A 17,053-nucleotide genomic window follows, 5' to 3' on the forward strand; every position below is an offset into this window, starting at 1 on the left:
CACTCCGGACTAGCTTGCTTCGGCAGCGGCCAGCCAACCGCCCGCCGCGCGCAACGCGGATGCATCCCCAGTTTCCGCCACTCCGCCGCCCGAGATCGTTGCGATACGGTCAAACCGCGATGCAAGTATGAGGTCGTGGGTGATCAACAGCGTCGTACGCTCTTCAGATACCGCATCAATCGCTGCAATCACCGACGCTGCGCTTTCACGGTCCAGCCCTGTGGTCGGTTCATCAAGGATCAGAACCGGTGTCCGGCGCAAGAAGGCCCGCGCGAGTGACAGACGCTGGCGCTGGCCGCCCGAAAAGGTCGCTCCGCGTTCGGCCAGCATCGTGTCATAACCATCGGGCAACGACATGATGAAGTCATGCAGCACAGCGCGACGTGCGGCGTCTTCGAGCTCTGAGTCATTTGGGTCGCGATCAAGGCCAAGGGCAAGGTTGTCCCGGACTGTCCCTGACATGATCAGGGGGTCCTGCGGCACAAACGCAACCTTGGATCGCAATGATTGCAGCGTGAGATCACGAATGTCTGTGTCATCAAGCGTGATACGCCCGTCCTGCACGTCGTGAAGACGCAAGGCGAGCGCTGCAAGCGTCGACTTGCCCGCGCCCGATGGCCCGATCACCGCGACGCGCTCTCCTTCGTTGACGGTCAGGTTAAGCCCATCAAAAACTTTTGCGCCGTCTTGGTGAGCAAAGTGCACGTTTTCGAAACCGAGTTTGCCGCCCAGATCGGACGGGGCGGGGCGCGCATCGGGCCTGTCGCGCACAGCGTCTTCGCGATCCAGCAGATCGACAACCCGCTCTGCGGCGGCCAAGGCCTTTGCCAGGCGCGCGGCGTACTTCGCGTAGCCTCGGACGGGCCGAAATGTGTGCTTGAGGTAACTGACAAAGATCAACAGATCCCCGGGCGTGATCCGCGCATCAAGAACCTGCAAAGTTCCGTAGTAAAGCACTGCGACAAGGCCCAACCCCGCCAGCACATCGACCGACCGCTCCAACCGTGCGGTAAGGCGCGCGCCCTTGACGCCCTCGCGCATTTCCTTTTCGTTCGCGCCCGAAAACGCCTTGTTCATGTGCTCTTCCAATCCAAGCGTCTGAACAGAAGCGATTCCGGCCAGCGCCTCGGACGACGTGGCAGCCAGGGCCCCCTGCCGCTTGCGTTGCGTCCGGCTGACCTTGCGGATGCGGACAGTCAGCAATCGCGACAGCACCCACAGCAGGGGCAGCGGGGCCAATGCAACAAGGGCCAGCCGCCAGTCGAGCCAGAGCATAACGCCGACCATACCGCCAAAGATCAGGATATTGGCCAGAAGCGGCATGGCCGCTGTGACCATGGCATCCTTCAACATGCCAACATCGCTCACCAGCCGTATGGTCAGATCGCCGGTCCGCGACTTGGTGTGAAATCCGATGGACAAAGACTGAAGATGCCGGAACAGGTCCGCACGCACGCGCGTCAGCATTCGGTTGCCCACTACGGCGAAAACAATCGTTGCAAGATAGTGAAAGCCCGCACGCAGAAGGACAGCAAGCAACAGTCCCCCGGCACACAGCGCAAGCAGCAGCATCGGATCGATCAATGTCGCCGCCGGTGCGTTCGCACCCGGCACGGGGACGACTGCATCAATGACAAATTTGAGCGGCCAAGGTTCGGCCAACCGCATCAAGGTCGACAGGACAAGCGCACAAACCGCGCCACACAAAGCCAACACATGACCGCGCATATACGGGCGAAACCGCCGCAATACGGCGCCAAGCCCGAGGCCCGCTTCCGAGGTTTCAGATGCTTTGCTCATGCCGCCCGCGCTTTGCCATCCAGCGCGCGGGTCAGGATATGATCCGCGGTGGCATCCCATGTGTGATGCGCCAGAACATGGGCACGCGCAGCCTTGCCCATGGCTTGCGCCCAGGGCAAATCAGCCGCCAGCTGGGCCAGAGCTTGGGTCAACCCATAGGCATCCCCGGGTGGCGTTATCAGACCGGTTTCAGTGTCGGTCACAAGCAGTGCCAGATCGCCCGTGTGAGTGGTGACAACCGGCAACGCGGCAGCCATGTATTCGTAGATTTTGAGAGGCGAGAAATAGAAATCCTCCATCGCGTGATAGGGTGCAGTCCCGACGTCCATCCGCGCCAGCGCCGAGGGCACATCTGCGGCAGGCAACAGCCCCGTGATCTCTGTGGCACCTGACAGACCATACTCCCTGACTTGCACCTCGATCTGCGCCCGCTCCGGACCATCCCCGACAATCAGCAGCCTTGCATCCGGCACGACGTGCCGAAGCTGGGCAAAGGCCTGAACCAGAGTGTTCAAGCCGTGCCAAGGTTTCATCGACCCGAGGAAACCCACCGTAAACGGTCGCTCTGGCCGGGGCCTTGGCGCGGGAAAGCGTGCGGGGTTCACTGCGTTCGGCACCACGATCACATCCGTCCCGCCCATGTCCCGCACATATTGCGCGACAGGTTCCGTGACCGCACACGACAGTCGGGCCGCCTGTGTGGACCGCTGGGCAGCAGTTTCCGCTTGCTCTGGCAGGGCCAATTGCCGATGCGCCGCTTGTTCGGCGATGAGGGGTGCATTGACCTCAAGCACCCCGGGCCGGTCATTTCGCGCGGACCACTCCATGGCCGCGCAGGACATCAACGCATGCCGTTCGTAAACGAGATCGGGCTGCAGCATATCCAGCGCGTTGGCCAACGTGTCGTTTGTAGCCAGAAGCGCACGCGCACGGCTTTCGGCATCGCCTTTTGGCGCGGGTGGCAGAGGATGCAGCTCAACGCCAGCCAGATCGGACGGCGGCGCGCCCTCGGTGCGCGGCGTCAAAAGTGTGACCTTGGCGTCCCGTTTCAAGAATGCGCGCAGCATTTCCTGAACGTGGATCGACGCGCCCTTGGCCCCCCAGACCGGAATGCCTGGATCGGTGCAGACATAGGCAATGTGCATCAGGCCACCTTCTTGCGGTTCCGCCGTGCGATCGACTTGGCAAAGATCGCGCGCAGGGCACCGGCGCTGTTGGCGATGTCGAAATCGCGTTCAATCAAAACGCGGGCTTGCTGCGACACGCTCTGGCGCAAGCTGACATCGTCGAGCATCCGCGCCAAAGCCGCGGCAAGTGCTTCGGGATCACCCTCGGCAACCAGCAATCCGGTTTCCCCATCGCGGACGAGTTCAGGGATGCCAACGACGTCGGTTGAGACAACGGGCAGACCGACGGCCATCGCCTCAAGCAGAACTGTCGGCAAGCCATCGCGATTGCCATCCGAGCCAACGACGCAGGGGCAGGCCAGAACGGCCGCGTTTCGCATCAGGCTGATCACCCCGGCTTGTGGACGCGGCCCCTCAAGCTGCACGCAATGGGCCAAATCGGACTCTGCGATCTGGGCACGCAGGTGCTCTTCTTCATCACCCGCGCCAACGATGCGGCAGGTCACGTTCCGACCCTCACTGCGCATCATGCGCAGTGCCTCGACCAGAACATGGAACCCCTTTTTCTCAACCAACCGGCCAACGGCAAGGATTTCCTGCGCCTGCGGTTCAGGCGCTGTCCAGGAAAACCGATCAAGATCCAAGCCGTTATAGACCCGCACGGCACGGGGCGCGGCAAAGGTGTCCCTCAGATATCTAAGGTTATAGTCGGATACGGTGACAGCCATGTCCGCATCCCTGAACTTGAGGTCGAGATGCTGAGGAGCGTTGTAGTCGTGGTATATGTCCTTTGCATGGGCCGTGAAGGAATACCCGATCCCGGCCATCGCAGCGGCCAGCCGCGCAACCGAGGTGGCCACGGTTCCGAAATGGGCGTGCAGATGGGTGACACCACGCTGTTGAACCTCAACCGCCAGATCAAGCGCCTGCGCAACATCCTGACCCGATACAATCCCGTCGATCTCGGACAATACATTCAACGCGGCTGGCCGCTCCTCACATGCCGCAGACAGACGCTGCCAGAACGGCTCGGGTCCGGAAAACTTGTCACGCAAGCGGGTCACCGGCGCGCGCACCTGACCGAGTTGATCCTGAAAATGTGTTTCCTCAACAGGGCGTAAAGCGAAGATTTCGATTTCTTGCCCCACAGCTTCATGCGCCAGAATTTCATTCACGATGAATGTTTCAGAGTACCGCGGATAGCGTTTCAGCACATATCCGACGCGTGATGTGGGCGGATAGTTCGATGTCGATGACATGGCATTGATCCTTTCTCCGAGGTTGTGGCTTCAGGCAGCCGAGACAAACCGCTCTGGTCCGGGTTTGTGGTTGCGCTGGATGGCTGCATCCGTTGGTTCATCGGTCAATATCGCTCGGACCATTTCCTGGGCCCTGATCAGTCCGTTCATGTCTGGCGCTGCTCCGCGCTGTGGCGCAGGATGAACGAGCCAATCTCCAAGGGATGTTGGGGACAGGTCCTCAGGCAAAAGCATCGAAACCAGACCGCGCGCTGCCAGCCGTGTGGTGCGCATCACCTGCTCTCGCCGTGGGGTGCAACGCGGGACGATCAGGGATGGCGCATCGAGTGTCAGAAATTCCATTGTGGTGTTGTAACCACCCATGCCAACCAGGCGGGCCGCTCCTGCCATCGCTGCAATGGGCTCGCGCACGAAGGGCAGCACGGTCATATCATCGCGCGCCGCCGCATGTTGCAAAACGCCGTTCCGAAGTGTCTCTGGCATCTGTGTCCCGGTCACGAGGACACCGCGATGCCCGGGCGGCATCGGCGCTCGGACAAACGCTTCGCACAGATCCGCACCATCGCGCCCGCCACCCACCGCGCAGAACACGTAAGGACGCGGGTCGCTGCCGGCGATAGTGTCTCGATCAATTGCCGCCTGCTTGGTTTCGCGGCGCCCAGAAGGATCAAGAAGGCCCAGATAGCGCGCGCGCCCCGCGAACCTCTCGCCCATGCCACAATCGTTCAGAATGTCATAGAGTTGTGGATCGCCATAGATCCAGACCTGGTCATAGAACTTACGCACTGTCTCGAAATTGCGCTGCCGCAACCACTGGCGCCGCACCACCCGACTATCGTCAATCACATCGCGCAGGCCCAGCACAATGCGGCAGCGCCCCTCGCGCGACAAGGCCGCAAGGGTGCTGTCCAGTTCAAACTGCGCACCGCGCGGCACATTGTCGACAATCATCAGATCGGGGTCAAAACCCGCGGCAACGCTCTTGATGATACGACTGCGCATCCGGGCCAGCCGCCCAACATCATCTCCAAGCTCTCGTGGCCTGTAGCTGCCATCGCTCTGTTTGGCGTAGGCGGGAAGCGTCACGCAATCGGTGCGCGGCGGAAGGGCAAAGGCACCCGCCTCTCGCATGCCACCGATCAACAGGATCTCGGGTTCCAGATCCAGTTCCGACAGAGCACTTGCAATCAACAAGTTGCGGCGGAGATGTCCGTAGCCCAACGTATCATGCGAATAGAGCATGATCCGCGGCGCACGCTTGGCCGAAGATGTGATTGTTCGCGGCATGCCAAAATCCTTCCAAAAAACCATGGGGTTACGCCCCGTTTGCAGCCAAAGATAAAGGTGCGCAAATACCCTTCAAAGCGCGATCCTCGCTGCATCTCCTGTCACAAAACTTTCATAGAGATAGCTAGGCGCCCCCCGCCGCCTCGTAAAATTAGAATTCACTAAGAGAACCCGGAAGGCGGTGGTTTTGGCGGCTTTTGGCCGTATTTAGGGGTATGTTGACCAAAACCAGCACATCGCACGCCGCATCCGGTGAATTTCTGACCAACCGTGAACGCCCATTGAACATGAGGTTCGGGACAAAGATCGTTCTGAGCCTTGCATTGGTCGTTCTGTTGACCGGAATCGTAGCGCTCAGCCTTCTTGTCTTTTTGCGCATCAACGACGCAGCCTTGCGAGAGATGCGCGCGTCGTACGATCAGACCTTGGCGGTCAAAACAATGGAGAGCGCGGCAAACGATTATTCGGAGCAGATTGCCGAACTTCTGACCCTTGGCCCCGAACCGTCGGAGGTTGAAGCCGCGCACGATGTCCTGCTTGGAGCGATCCAGACCATGGAAGCCTCCATCCATGCAGAGATCGAAGCGCTTGTGCGCATTCGGGACTTTGAAGAGTTGGTCGACGAGGAGGCCGAACTGAAGGTCATGGCCGAGCTGCGCACAATTGTCGAAAAAATCGAAGAAAAGCGCATTCAGATCGGTACCGCTCTGGTCAATCGGGACGAGGAAACGGCCCGAAGGATCTATCGTGAAGATGTCGAGAAACGCCTGGATGACGCGCTCGATCACCTTTTGGCGACAATCGTCACGCGAGAAATCCGGGAGGTCGGCGGCGCGATAGCCTCCATGGACGTCCTGATCGAACGCATGCGCGCCGCCGCCTATGGCCTCGTTGCAGTGATGGCCCTACTTGTCATTATTCTCGGTGTTTTCTTCTTTCGAAGTGTTCTGCGGCCGGTTGATGCCCTGTCGAAGGGCACGGATGCGGTGGCAAATGGTGACCTCAGCTACCGCGTTGAAATCACGCAAAGGGACGAGCTTGGTCGCCTGGCCGATCAATTCAACGCCATGACGGACAAGATCGCGCAGCAGCGGAATGCCCTGCTGTCCGCAAAATCTGGTCTGGAGGCAGAGGTGGCGGCCCGTACAATCGAACTGGAAGACGCCGCGGCGCGGCAAAAAGACCTTGCGGAAGGGCGCGCGCGTGTCCTTGCAGATTTGAGCCACGAACTACGCACGCCTCTGACGGTCGTGCGTGGCAAGGCCGAGATAGCGCTGAGCGACCCGGACGCGACAGCCGCAGACATGCGTGCGGCATTGGAACGCGTCCGGGTCAAGGCCGAGCAGATGAGCCGCTTGGTCGAAGATATGTTGTTCGTGGCCCGCAGCGAAGCCGGAGCCATCCCCATAGAAAGGCTGCGCATCAATATGCAGGACGTTCTGGCCGACACTCTGCTGGACAGCCAGGAACTGTCCCGTCGTAAGGACATCGCCATACGACCACACCAACCAACCGAACCGGTCGTTGTTCAGGGCGATGCCGAGCGGTTGCGGCAAGCCATCCTTATTCCGTTGGACAATGCTGTTCGTATCGCACCTCCAGGAAGTGTGGTGCACGTGGATCTGACCTGCGAAAAAGATCGGGCCGTGGTCAGGGTATCTGATCGTGGACCTGGGTTTGTCGTCGAAGAAACCGAACACGCGTTCAGCCGTTTCTGGCGTGGACCCGTGCGCAGCGGCAAGTCAGCACGCGGCAGCGGGCTGGGTCTGGCCATCGCCCGTTGGATCATGGAACAGCATGACGGTACCATCAGCATTGAAAACCATAGCGAGGGTGGCGCGACGGTGCGATTGGACATGCCATTTGATGCGGAAGGTATGACTGCAGCAGGGACAACGCCGTGAGCACCGCGCGCATTCTGGTCGTCGAGGACGATCCCGAGATCAGCGAGATGATTGCCGACACTCTGCGTCGGCGCGGGCACGTTGTTGATGTAACACACTCCGGCGCGGAATTTGTGCAGCGGCTAAAAGACGGGGATTACTCTCTTGTCATACTCGACCGGCTGTTGCCCGACGCCGAGGGGGCTGAATTGTGTCGTTCATTGCGCCAGGCGGGCGATGACGTCCTGGTATTCATGATCACGGCGCAGGACGCGCTAGAGGACAAGCTCGAAGGCCTTGAAGCGGGTGCTGATGATTATCTGACCAAGCCCTTTGCGTTCGCGGAAATGGCCATGCGTGTCGAAACCCTATTGCGGCGGGCGGACCGCACTGCTGGCGCTCAAGACGAAGAACTCCGCATTGGGCCGCTGTGTCTTGACCGTGCGCGCAAAAAAGTGACGGTCGACGATGCGCCCATTGAGCTTACAGCGACAGAGTTTTCATTGCTGGCGCATCTGATGCAGCACACGGATCGTCCTGTCGACCGGATGGAACTCCTCAACGCTGTGTGGGGGTATGATTTTGATCCCCAAACCAACGTTGTCGAGGTCTATATTTTGTATCTGCGACGCAAGTTGTTGCGTGCAACAAAAGATGTGGTTCTGCGGAACGTCCGCGGGTTCGGATATGTCTTGGAGATTGAGAGCGACGCGCTGGAGCAAAGTTCGCAATAGGTGAACAGCCATCTCTCAAATCGACGCAACAACAGAAGCGGTCGTCCTGATGGGCAACTCCTATGGCGGCTGTGTACCGCGAAGCAGGCCTTCTACCCATATCCGGCCACAACTCTTGACTCACGTTCGACAGTGACATAGGCCCGCCAGCAACCCGGAAGCGTAGAACTTCCGGTCCCTTGGGATGTCCCGGGATCGCCCTCCGTCAGCGCGTTGCGCCCACGGGGGTGCTTTTCGTTTGGATCATTTCCTTGGGGTCTGCACCGCCTGCACTTACCTGTCAGGCAAATGTCAACGGTCGAAAGGATGAAGGCCCATGTTTGAAAATCTCTCCGAACGCCTCTCCGGTGTCTTCGACCGGCTGACCAAACAGGGCGCGCTGTCCGAGGAAGACGTCAAAACCGCCCTGCGCGAGGTGCGCGTGGCCCTGCTGGAAGCCGACGTATCGCTGCCCGTCGCACGCGATTTCGTCAAGGCCGTACAGGAACAGGCAACAGGTCAGGCCGTCACCAAATCGGTCACCCCCGGCCAACAGGTCGTCAAGATCGTGCATGACGCGCTGATCGACACCCTCAAGGGCGAAGGTGATCCCGGCGCGCTCAAGATCGACAGCCCCCCGGCCCCGATCCTGATGGTCGGCCTGCAGGGCGGCGGTAAAACCACGACGACCGCCAAGCTGGCCAAACGGCTCACCGAACGCGACGGCAAACGCGTACTCATGGCATCGCTCGACGTGAACCGCCCGGCGGCCATGGAACAGCTGTCAATCCTCGGCGCGCAGATCGGCGTCGACACCCTGCCCATCGTCAAGGGTGAGAACCCCGTCCAGATCGCCAAACGGGCCAAGACCCAGGCCAGCATGGGCGGCTACGACGTCTACATGCTCGACACCGCCGGTCGCCTCTCCATCGACGAAGAGTTGATGACGCAGGTCGAACAGGTCCGCGACGTCGCGACGCCACGCGAAACCATCCTCGTGGTCGATGGCCTGACGGGCCAGGACGCCGTCAACACCGCCCAGAACTTCGACGACCGCATCGGCATCTCGGGCGTGGTCCTGACGCGGATGGACGGTGACGGGCGCGGTGGTGCCGCCCTGTCGATGCGCGCCGTCACCGGCAAGCCCATCAAGTTTGTGGGTCTGGGCGAAAAGATGGACGCGCTCGAAACCTTCGAGCCGGAACGCATCGCGGGCCGCATTCTCGGCATGGGCGACATCGTGTCCCTCGTCGAAAAAGCGCAGGAAACCATCGAGGCTGAACAAGCCGAAAAGATGATGAAGCGCATGGCCAAGGGTCAGTTCAACATGAACGACCTGAAGATGCAGCTTGAACAGATGATCAAGATGGGCGGCATGGAAGGCATGATGGGCATGATGCCCGGCATGGGTAAAATGGCCAAACAGGTGCAGGACGCGGGCTTTGACGACAAGATCCTCAAGCAGCAGATCGCCATGATCCAGTCCATGACGAAAAAGGAACGCGCCGCGCCGCAAATCCTGCAAGCGTCCCGCAAGAAACGCATCGCTGCAGGCTCAGGCATGCAGGTCAGCGACCTCAACAAGCTGCTCAAGATGCACCGCCAGATGTCCGACATGATGAAAAAGCTCGGCAAGGGCAAAGGCGGCATGATGAAAAAAGCCATGCAGGCCATGATGGGCAAAGGCGGCGGCATGCCCGACATGGGCAACATGGACCAAGCCCAGCTTGAGGCCGCGGCCAAACAGCTTGGCGGCAAGATGCCCGGCGGTCTGCCGGGCCTTGGCGGCGGCATGCCCCTGCCCCCGGGTCTCAGCGGGTTTGGGAAGAAGAAATGATCTCCTGCACCGTCCGATACGAAATTGACCCCGACAAGCTCGACGCCTTCGAGATCTATGCGCGGTTCTGGCTGAAGAAGATCCCGGAAATGGGCGGCACCCATCACGGCTATCACATGCCCTATGAGGGCCCGAACGACATCGCCTATTGCCACTTTTCCTTTGCCTCGCTTGCCGACTACGAAGCCTACCGCGCGGCCATGTGGGACGATCCCGATTGTCTCAAGGCCTACAAATTCGCGACAGAAGCCAAGTGCATCCGCCGATACGACCGCTCCTTCACCAAGCCCCTGCTCAAAGGCGCAACGGTCGAGGAACTGGGCCTATGATCCCGACCGTCACCACAGACCGGCTGATCCTGCGCGGCGCGCGGCGCGACGATTTCGACGCGTTCGCAGACATGCTCGCCTCGGACCGCGCCGTGTTCATGGGTGGCCCCTTTGACCGCGCCGCCGCGTGGCGGCTCTTTGCCATGAACCTTGCCGGCTGGCCGCTGGACGGCTTTGGCGTGTGGATGATCACCGACCGCACAACCGGCGCATTCATGGGCGACGTCGGCATCTCGCACCCTGACCGCTTCCCTGAACCGGAACTGGGCTGGACCCTGACGGCAGCAGCAGAAGGCAAAGGGTTTGCCACCGAAGCCGCCCGCGCCGCCCTGAACTGGTACTGGGCCAACACCGACGCGCAAAGCGTCGTCAGCTACATCACACCCGGCAACACCCGCTCCGAAGCGCTCGCGACCAAGCTAGGCGCGACGCTTGACGCAAACGCACCCCTACCCGACGGCGAAACGCCCGCAGAAACGGCGGTCTTCCGTCACCGGAGGGCCGCATGATCACCCTCACCGGCACCCCCGTCCTCACAACTGAACGGCTAACCCTGCGCGCCCCGCAACCACAAGACGCCGAGACATTCATAGCGTTCTACAAAACCGACCGCGCCAAATACGTGGGTGGCCCGAAAGACGACCGCCGAGGATGGGATTTCTTCTGCACCGAAATCGGCCATTGGGTGATGAACGGCTTTGGAATGTTCGTCGTGACATACCACAATGACGACACGCCCCTTGGCATCGTCGGCCATTGGTATCCGAACACGTGGCCCGAAAAAGAAGTCGGCTGGGTCCTCTTCGACGCCAAGCACGAAGGCAAAGGCATTGCATTCGAAGCGGCCACAGCCTGTATCGACCATGCATGGAACACCCTGAACTGGGACACGATCGTCAGCTACATCGCCCACGGCAACGACGCCTCCGTCGCCCTTGCAGAACGTTTGGGTGCTGTTCGCGATGACAAAGCCGAAGAGCCGGGCAAAGAAGCCTATGTCTACCGCCACCCGAGGCCCGCGGCATGACCGTCACGTTCTCCGCCCCCACGCTCGAGACCGAGCGCCTGATCCTGCGTGCGCCCGAGCTGTCGGACTTTGATGCGCTGGCCGCATTCTATGCCTCGCCTCGTTCCAGTTTCGTCGGCGGACCGCAAAGCCGCGAGCTCAGCTGGCGCGCACTGGCCCTCGAAGCAGGCCATTGGGTCCTGCGCGGCTTTGGCCGCTGGACCCTTATCGAAAAAACAACAAACACCCCGGTAGGCATCGTTGGTCTCTGGCACCCGGAAGGCTTCCCCGAACGCGAACTGGGTTGGGACCTGTTTGATGGCGCAACGGGCAAAGGCTATGCGACCGAAGCCGCAATCGCAGCGCGCGACTACGCCTATGACACGCTGGGATGGACGACACTCACCAGCCTGATCGCAATTGACAACGAAGGGTCGCGCCGCGTGGCTGAACGCATGGGCGCCACGTATGACAGCGATTTCACCCACGAACGCCACGGCCCCATGCAGCTGTGGCGCCACCCGGGACTGGAGGGGCGGGCATGACCCTTCCCTGCGAAACACCGCGCAACGGGCCAGCAGCCCTGTTTGCCATCGCGCTGCAAGGCCATCTGCCCACGCTGTCGACCGACCGGCTGCTGCTGCGCGCGCCCCGCGTGACCGATTTCGACACATATGCGCAGATCGCTTGCTCGGGCCGTGGCGAGCACATCGGCGGCCCGATGAGCCGCGAAGACGCATGGACCGACTTCTCCCAGATGACCTCCACGTGGCTCTTGCACGGACACGGTCTCTGGACCATCGGCCATGCCGGCGACATTTCCGGCTTTGTCTTGCTGGGGTTTGAAGCGGGCGATCAGGAACCCGAACTGGGCTTTATGCTCACCGAAAAAGCCGAAGGCATGGGCATCGGTTTTGAAGCTGCCCAAGCTGCCCTCACCCACGCCTTCGATACACTCGGTTGGTCCACACTGGTCAGCTACATCGACCCCGCGAACGCGCGCTCGATCAAGCTGGCGCAACGCCTCGGCGGCCTGCCCGATGGCGAGATCACGGAAGATGGCGAAACAAGCCTGATCTATCGTTACGTGCGAGAGGTGATGTGATGCCCCACACCGCCATCCCAACCATCGAAACCAGGCGGCTCGTCCTGCGCGGCCCGCAACCGCAGGATTACCCGAACTTCAAGGCGACCTTCGCCTCCTACCGCTCCCGCTTCATGGGCGGGCCGCTGAACCCCTACGAGGCATGGATGCTCTATGCCGCCGAAATCGGGCACTGGGACATCCGCGGCTTCGGCATGTGGATGATCCACGACAAGGATACGGATGACACCTATGGCATGGCCGGAGGCTGGCAGCCCGCAGGCTGGCCCGAACGGGAAATCGCCTGGATCATCTGGCCCGACAAGGCGGGCAAGGGCTATGCGCTTGAAGCCACACATGCCGTACGCGCGCACTACTACGCGGGCGGCTGGGACGGCGCGGTCAGCTATATCGACCCGATGAACCTCGACAGCATCCGGCTGGCCGAACGGTTGGGCGCGGTCAAAGACAAGGACGCGCAAACCATCGACGGCTCCGACGCCGTCTACCGCCACCCCACACCCGCAGCGCTTGATGGTACGCAACTCGCGCACGGGATCGAAATGGAAATCGGCCACTACGCCGACCCGATGTTCAAACCGAAAGGATGGGCGCTTGACTGATGCCATTTCCAAGGCCGCCGAAGTGCTGGCCGACCACCGCGCCAGCATCGACCGGCTCGATGCGATCCTCGTCTACACCCTGGGCGAGCGGTTCAAACACACGCAGGCCGTGGGGAAACTCAAGGCCACACACGACCTTCCGCCCTCCGATCCCACGCGCGAAGCTGCGCAGATCGCTCGGCTCGAAGATTTGGCAAACCGGGCCGATCTGGACCCCGAATTCGCCAAGAAGTTCCTGAACTTCATCATCGCTGAAGTCATTCAGCACCACAAGAAAGCTAAAGAATAACAGGCTGGTAGCCTGAAACGCCATTCAAAGGAGAAACAACAATGGCCATGAAAATCCGTCTTGCCCGTGGTGGCTCGAAAAAGCGTCCCTTCTACCGCATCGTGGCAGCCGACAGCCGCATGCCGCGCGACGGCCGCTACATCGAAAAGCTGGGCACATATAACCCCCTGCTGCCCAAAGACAGCGAAGAGCGCGTGAAAATGAACATGGAACGCATTCAGTACTGGCTGGGTGAGGGCGCACAGCCCACCGACCGCATCAGCCGTATGCTGGAAGCCGCAGGCGTGCTTGAGAAAAAAGAACGCAACAACCCCAACAAGGGTGAGCCCGGCACAAAAGCCAAAGAGCGCGCAGAAGAAAAAGCCGCCAAGGCTGCTGAAGCTGCCGCAGCACCTGCTGAAGAAGCGCCAGCCGAAGAAGCACCGGCAGAAGAAACAGCAGAGTAATCAGGGGTTGGCGCTGTGGACACATTTCCAGATGAGTTTCGCAGCCAGCTTCTGAACCTGATGGCGTGGCGGCGCGATGTGCGCCGCTTCCGCACCGATCCCGTGGACGAGGCAGTGCTGATGCGCTGCCTCGACACATTTCGGTTGGCCCCTTCCGTGGGCCTGTCCGAACCCTGGCGCATCATCCGCGTGCAAAGCGAAACGGCCCGCGCCGCAGCGCTTGAGAACTACAAAGCCGCCAACGCGCAAGCGCTGGCCGGGTACGATGGCGAACAGGCCGCCAGCTACAGCCAACTCAAACTGTCCGGCATGGCCGAAGCGCCTGAACACCTTGCCATTTTCTGTGACGACAGCACAGAACAAGGCCACGGCCTTGGCGCAGGCACCATGCCCGAAATGCGACGCTATTCCGTGGTGGGGGCCGTCACACTCATGTGGCTCGCGGCCCGATCAGAAGGCTTGGGAATGGGCTGGGTGTCGATCCTTGATCCCGTCCAATTGTGCCACGATCTCAATGTGCCCAAAGGCTGGTCACTCGTTGCCTACATGTGCGTCGGCTGGCCCGAGGACCAATCCGACACGCCCGAACTCGAACGCGTCGGATGGGAACACCGGCACGACATGATCATCGAAACACGTTAACCCGCCGAAATCTTCAGCCCCGCAACCCCGGCCACAATGGCAAGGGCAGAGATCACTTTGAGCGGCGTCAGCGCCTCTCCCAGAAACGTATACCCCAAGGCGACGGTTCCGAGCGTCCCGACAGCGGTCCAGATCGGATAGGCCACACTGACGGGCAGATCGCGCAGGGCAAGCGTCAGAAATCCGATCCCCGCGATCACGGCCACCACAGTCACTACAGTGGCCCGGGCATTTGTGAACCCATCCGCGTATTTCATGCTCATCGCAAAGGTCACTTCGAAAATGGCCGCCAGACCAAGGTAGAACCACGCCATTCTGAAAATCCTGATTTTGGAACCGATTGGTCCCAAAATCTAAACCGTCACATTCGGGATGCAAGGGAAAAAGTGAATTGGCATGGGCAGACAGTGCCGCCTACGCCATGCCAACCGTCAGGCCAGCATCTTGGTAAATGTGACCTTGTCCTCATCCGGCCCAAAGAAGGCCGGAATGGTTGCCACATGATCGTATCCACGCGCACCGTAGAAGCGGCGTGCACGGTCCTGATCTGGCGTCTGGGTGGTGTCGATCACCAGCAAACGCGCATCGGCCAGGGCCGCTTCAACGGCGTGGATCAACACCGTTCCCGCACCCGCGCCATGCAGATCGGGGGATGTCGCAATCGCGCGCAGGTTCCACGTACGGTCCGTCAGTGCCTCGCTTTGCACAAAGGCAAAGCCGACCGGCACGCCGCCCTGTTCGACCACAAGCCAAAGATCATCGCTGTCGCCGCTCAAGCCGGGGGCCATCATGTCGGGCAACATGTCACCCGGAAACAGCGTGGCCTCGGCAATAGGGGCAAGAAACGGGATGTCGGTGTCACGCGCAGCGCGCGTCTGAAAGAGGTCTGGCATAGCCATCCTTTCGTCAAGAATTGAATGATTTGAGAGGGTTCACATCACGTGAACGCGAAAGGCAGGGCACACACCAACAGCGCCGCGACAGCGACGGATTTGTTTCTGCTTGCATCGTTTGCACGACGCCATGGGCATGTGCCCGTCTATACCGACATAAAATCTCCATTTCCGCACCACCGGGCGCGGATGTCCTGCACCTAGCCGCCCCAGCGTCGCCAAAGCAAGCACGGACTGGACAAAACACGGTAACGTGTCGCAAATGCCCCGGATGGCCCAGCGCCCTGCAGAGAGTGAGCCCTATGTTCGGATTGATCCGCACGCCTATCCTGATCCTGATCGCCTTCCTGGCGGGCTTGATGTTTGAACGCAGCCAGGGGGCAGAGGCGTGCACGGACCAAGGCGGCGTGATGCGTGACGGAGTGTGCTGGAATGAGTGATGATGTGATCTGTGTCGGCGTGATCAGCGGCGCCTACGGTGTGCATGGCGAGGTGCGGTTAAAGTCGTTCTGCGCCCTGCCCGAGGACATCGAAACCTATAGCCCGCTCACGACCGAAGACGGCAAGCGCTCATTTTCCCTTGCGCTCATACGTCCCATGAAAAATGGCTTCGTCGCCCGCATCGCCGAGGTTGCGACCAAGGAGGAAGCCGACGCGCTCAAGGGAACGCAACTTTTTGCCCGCCGCGACCAACTCCCGCACCTGCCGGATGATGAATTCTACTACACGGATCTCGTGGGACTCGAGGTGTTCGACACCGGCGGCACGTCTTTGGGTCACGTGAAATCCGTACAGAACCACGGCGCCAGCGACCTGCTTGAGGTGCACATGCCCGGGGCCACGGCGACGGTCCTCTTGCCCTTTACCAAGGCCGCCGTGCCGACCGTGGATCTGGCTGCGGGACGCATCGTGGCCGACCCACCCGAAGGGCTGTTCTGATACCGGGCATTTCCCTCGGCCTTCGGATCGCATAACAGACGCCTATGTCCACGCCCTCCAAATCCCATGGCCGCAAGGCCATCCGACCGACACTGAAACCATCCTCCCTGATGGACGAAGCCCCCGATCTTGTCGGTGTCTGGCAGGCCCGGATCGTCACCCTGTTTCCCGAAACCTTTCCCGGCGTGCTGGGCGCATCCCTGACGGGCAAGGCTCTGCAGGACGGCAAGTGGCAACTGCACACCCACGACCTGCGCGCGCATGGAGTTGGCAAGCACCGCAATGTCGATGACACCCCGGCGGGTGGCGGAGCCGGCATGGTGCTGCGCGCCGATGTGGTCAGCGCGGCACTGACCGAGGCACAGGCCCACGCCCGCGGGCGATGGCCCATCCTCTACTTGTCCCCGCGGGGACAACGCTTTGATCAGGCCATGGCCCGCGATCTGGCGCGCTGCGACGGCGTCACTATGCTCTGTGGCCGGTTCGAAGGCGTCGACGAACGGGTGCTAGAGCACTGGGGCATCACCGAGGTTTCTCTTGGCGATTTCGTGATGACCGGGGGAGAGATTGCAGCGCAAGCCATGCTCGACGCCACCGTGCGGCTCTTGCCCGGCGTTCTGGGCAACGCCGAAAGCGCAGTCGAGGAAAGCCATTCGAACGGCCTTCTGGAACACCCGCAATACACCCGCCCCGCCTCGTGGGAAGGGCGCGACATTCCCGATATCCTAATGTCCGGTCATCACGGCAAGGTGGCAGAATGGCGACGGGAGATGTCAGAGAAGCTGACACGCGAACGGCGGCCCGACCTATGGGAAAAGCACCGCAACTCACGCTAAACTCAACCAGTGCGCAGAAAATTGATTTAAGTTCGGCTCAATTTCGCCGCAAAATCTCGA

General features: G+C 60.9%; 21 protein-coding genes. 15 read left to right on the top strand and 6 right to left on the bottom strand.

All coding sequences use genetic code 11. The annotated features are described in order from the left end of the window. Positions 1-9: 9 nt before the first annotated feature. From Q1A51_RS12770 to Q1A51_RS12785, 4 genes are read right to left on the bottom strand one after another with little or no spacing between them, the layout of a single operon-like run. Entirely contained in the window at positions 10-1,800 is a 1,791-nt protein-coding gene (locus tag Q1A51_RS12770) for an ABC transporter ATP-binding protein (RefSeq protein WP_299599774.1), read from the bottom strand. Next, positions 1,797-2,945, bottom strand: a complete 1,149-nt coding sequence (locus Q1A51_RS12775; RefSeq protein WP_299599775.1) for a glycosyltransferase family 4 protein — start codon at positions 2,943-2,945, stop codon at positions 1,797-1,799. The genes Q1A51_RS12770 and Q1A51_RS12775 overlap by 4 nt, the downstream gene beginning before the upstream one ends. Next, positions 2,945-4,186 (bottom strand): glycosyltransferase, encoded by a 1,242-nt coding sequence (locus Q1A51_RS12780; protein WP_299599776.1) that lies wholly within the window; start codon positions 4,184-4,186, stop codon positions 2,945-2,947. Before Q1A51_RS12780 ends, Q1A51_RS12775 begins: the two co-directional genes overlap by 1 nt. A gap of 30 nt (positions 4,187-4,216) precedes the next feature. After that, on the bottom strand, positions 4,217-5,473 hold the full coding sequence (locus Q1A51_RS12785) for a hypothetical protein (RefSeq protein WP_299599777.1): 1,257 nt from the start codon (positions 5,471-5,473) through the stop codon (positions 4,217-4,219). A gap of 287 nt (positions 5,474-5,760) precedes the next feature. Between Q1A51_RS12785 and Q1A51_RS12790 the strand changes: the two genes are divergently transcribed. The 12 genes from Q1A51_RS12790 (at position 5,761) to bluB (ending at position 14,325) form a co-directional block, all read left to right on the top strand. Then, a complete protein-coding gene (locus Q1A51_RS12790; protein WP_299599778.1) occupies positions 5,761-7,377 on the top strand; it encodes a HAMP domain-containing sensor histidine kinase in 1,617 nt (538 codons plus the stop codon). Then, positions 7,374-8,090, top strand: coding sequence for a response regulator transcription factor (locus Q1A51_RS12795; RefSeq protein ID WP_299599779.1), 717 nt, complete (start codon positions 7,374-7,376; stop codon positions 8,088-8,090). The genes Q1A51_RS12790 and Q1A51_RS12795 overlap by 4 nt, the downstream gene beginning before the upstream one ends. A gap of 316 nt (positions 8,091-8,406) precedes the next feature. Then, positions 8,407-9,906, top strand: a complete 1,500-nt coding sequence (gene ffh / locus Q1A51_RS12800) for a signal recognition particle protein (protein ID WP_299599780.1) — start codon at positions 8,407-8,409, stop codon at positions 9,904-9,906. Next, a complete protein-coding gene (locus Q1A51_RS12805) occupies positions 9,903-10,235 on the top strand; it encodes an NIPSNAP family protein (protein ID WP_299208125.1) in 333 nt (110 codons plus the stop codon). Before ffh ends, Q1A51_RS12805 begins: the two co-directional genes overlap by 4 nt. Next, positions 10,232-10,744, top strand: a complete 513-nt coding sequence (locus tag Q1A51_RS12810; protein WP_299599781.1) for a GNAT family N-acetyltransferase — start codon at positions 10,232-10,234, stop codon at positions 10,742-10,744. The genes Q1A51_RS12805 and Q1A51_RS12810 overlap by 4 nt, the downstream gene beginning before the upstream one ends. Further along, the gene (locus tag Q1A51_RS12815) at positions 10,741-11,262 is read left to right on the top strand and encodes a GNAT family N-acetyltransferase (protein WP_299599782.1); all 522 of its coding nucleotides are present in this window, start codon (positions 10,741-10,743) and stop codon (positions 11,260-11,262) included. The genes Q1A51_RS12810 and Q1A51_RS12815 overlap by 4 nt, the downstream gene beginning before the upstream one ends. Further along, positions 11,259-11,786, top strand: coding sequence for a GNAT family N-acetyltransferase (locus Q1A51_RS12820; protein ID WP_299599783.1), 528 nt, complete (start codon positions 11,259-11,261; stop codon positions 11,784-11,786). Before Q1A51_RS12815 ends, Q1A51_RS12820 begins: the two co-directional genes overlap by 4 nt. Further along, positions 11,783-12,346, top strand: a complete 564-nt coding sequence (locus Q1A51_RS12825) for a GNAT family N-acetyltransferase (protein WP_299208118.1) — start codon at positions 11,783-11,785, stop codon at positions 12,344-12,346. Before Q1A51_RS12820 ends, Q1A51_RS12825 begins: the two co-directional genes overlap by 4 nt. Then, positions 12,346-12,948, top strand: a complete 603-nt coding sequence (locus Q1A51_RS12830) for a GNAT family N-acetyltransferase (protein ID WP_299599784.1) — start codon at positions 12,346-12,348, stop codon at positions 12,946-12,948. Before Q1A51_RS12825 ends, Q1A51_RS12830 begins: the two co-directional genes overlap by 1 nt. Further along, the gene (locus Q1A51_RS12835; protein ID WP_299208114.1) at positions 12,941-13,237 is read left to right on the top strand and encodes a chorismate mutase; all 297 of its coding nucleotides are present in this window, start codon (positions 12,941-12,943) and stop codon (positions 13,235-13,237) included. Before Q1A51_RS12830 ends, Q1A51_RS12835 begins: the two co-directional genes overlap by 8 nt. 41 nt (positions 13,238-13,278) lie before the next feature. Continuing rightward, on the top strand, positions 13,279-13,683 hold the full coding sequence (rpsP, locus tag Q1A51_RS12840) for a 30S ribosomal protein S16 (RefSeq protein ID WP_299208112.1): 405 nt from the start codon (positions 13,279-13,281) through the stop codon (positions 13,681-13,683). Between the two features lie 15 nt (positions 13,684-13,698). Further along, positions 13,699-14,325: a 5,6-dimethylbenzimidazole synthase gene (gene bluB / locus Q1A51_RS12845; RefSeq protein WP_299599785.1), complete on the top strand. Its 627-nt coding sequence runs from the start codon at positions 13,699-13,701 to the stop codon at positions 14,323-14,325. On the opposite strand, the gene Q1A51_RS12850 is transcribed toward bluB, so the two are convergent. Together Q1A51_RS12850 and Q1A51_RS12855 are read right to left on the bottom strand one after the other, a co-directional pair. Then, entirely contained in the window at positions 14,322-14,639 is a 318-nt protein-coding gene (locus tag Q1A51_RS12850) for a multidrug efflux SMR transporter (protein WP_299208108.1), read from the bottom strand. The two genes, bluB and Q1A51_RS12850, sit on opposite strands and share 4 nt — an antisense overlap. A gap of 117 nt (positions 14,640-14,756) precedes the next feature. Further along, positions 14,757-15,218, bottom strand: coding sequence for a GNAT family N-acetyltransferase (locus Q1A51_RS12855; protein ID WP_299599786.1), 462 nt, complete (start codon positions 15,216-15,218; stop codon positions 14,757-14,759). Positions 15,219-15,520: 302 nt separating this feature from the next. Here Q1A51_RS12855 and Q1A51_RS12860 point away from each other — a divergent pair, with 302 nt between their 5' ends. From Q1A51_RS12860 to trmD, 3 genes are read left to right on the top strand one after another with little or no spacing between them, the layout of a single operon-like run. Then, entirely contained in the window at positions 15,521-15,658 is a 138-nt protein-coding gene (locus Q1A51_RS12860; protein ID WP_299592388.1) for a hypothetical protein, read from the top strand. Further along, positions 15,651-16,157 carry a ribosome maturation factor RimM gene (rimM, locus tag Q1A51_RS12865; protein ID WP_299599787.1) on the top strand — a complete coding sequence of 169 codons (507 nt, stop codon included), beginning with the start codon at positions 15,651-15,653 and terminating at the stop codon, positions 16,155-16,157. The genes Q1A51_RS12860 and rimM overlap by 8 nt, the downstream gene beginning before the upstream one ends. Positions 16,158-16,201: 44 nt before the next feature. Beyond that, positions 16,202-16,993 carry a tRNA (guanosine(37)-N1)-methyltransferase TrmD gene (trmD, locus tag Q1A51_RS12870; protein WP_299599788.1) on the top strand — a complete coding sequence of 264 codons (792 nt, stop codon included), beginning with the start codon at positions 16,202-16,204 and terminating at the stop codon, positions 16,991-16,993. Positions 16,994-17,053 lie beyond the last annotated feature (60 nt).

This window comes from uncultured Tateyamaria sp., from assembly GCF_947496075.1.
Classification (GTDB): Bacteria; Pseudomonadota; Alphaproteobacteria; order Rhodobacterales; family Rhodobacteraceae; genus Tateyamaria.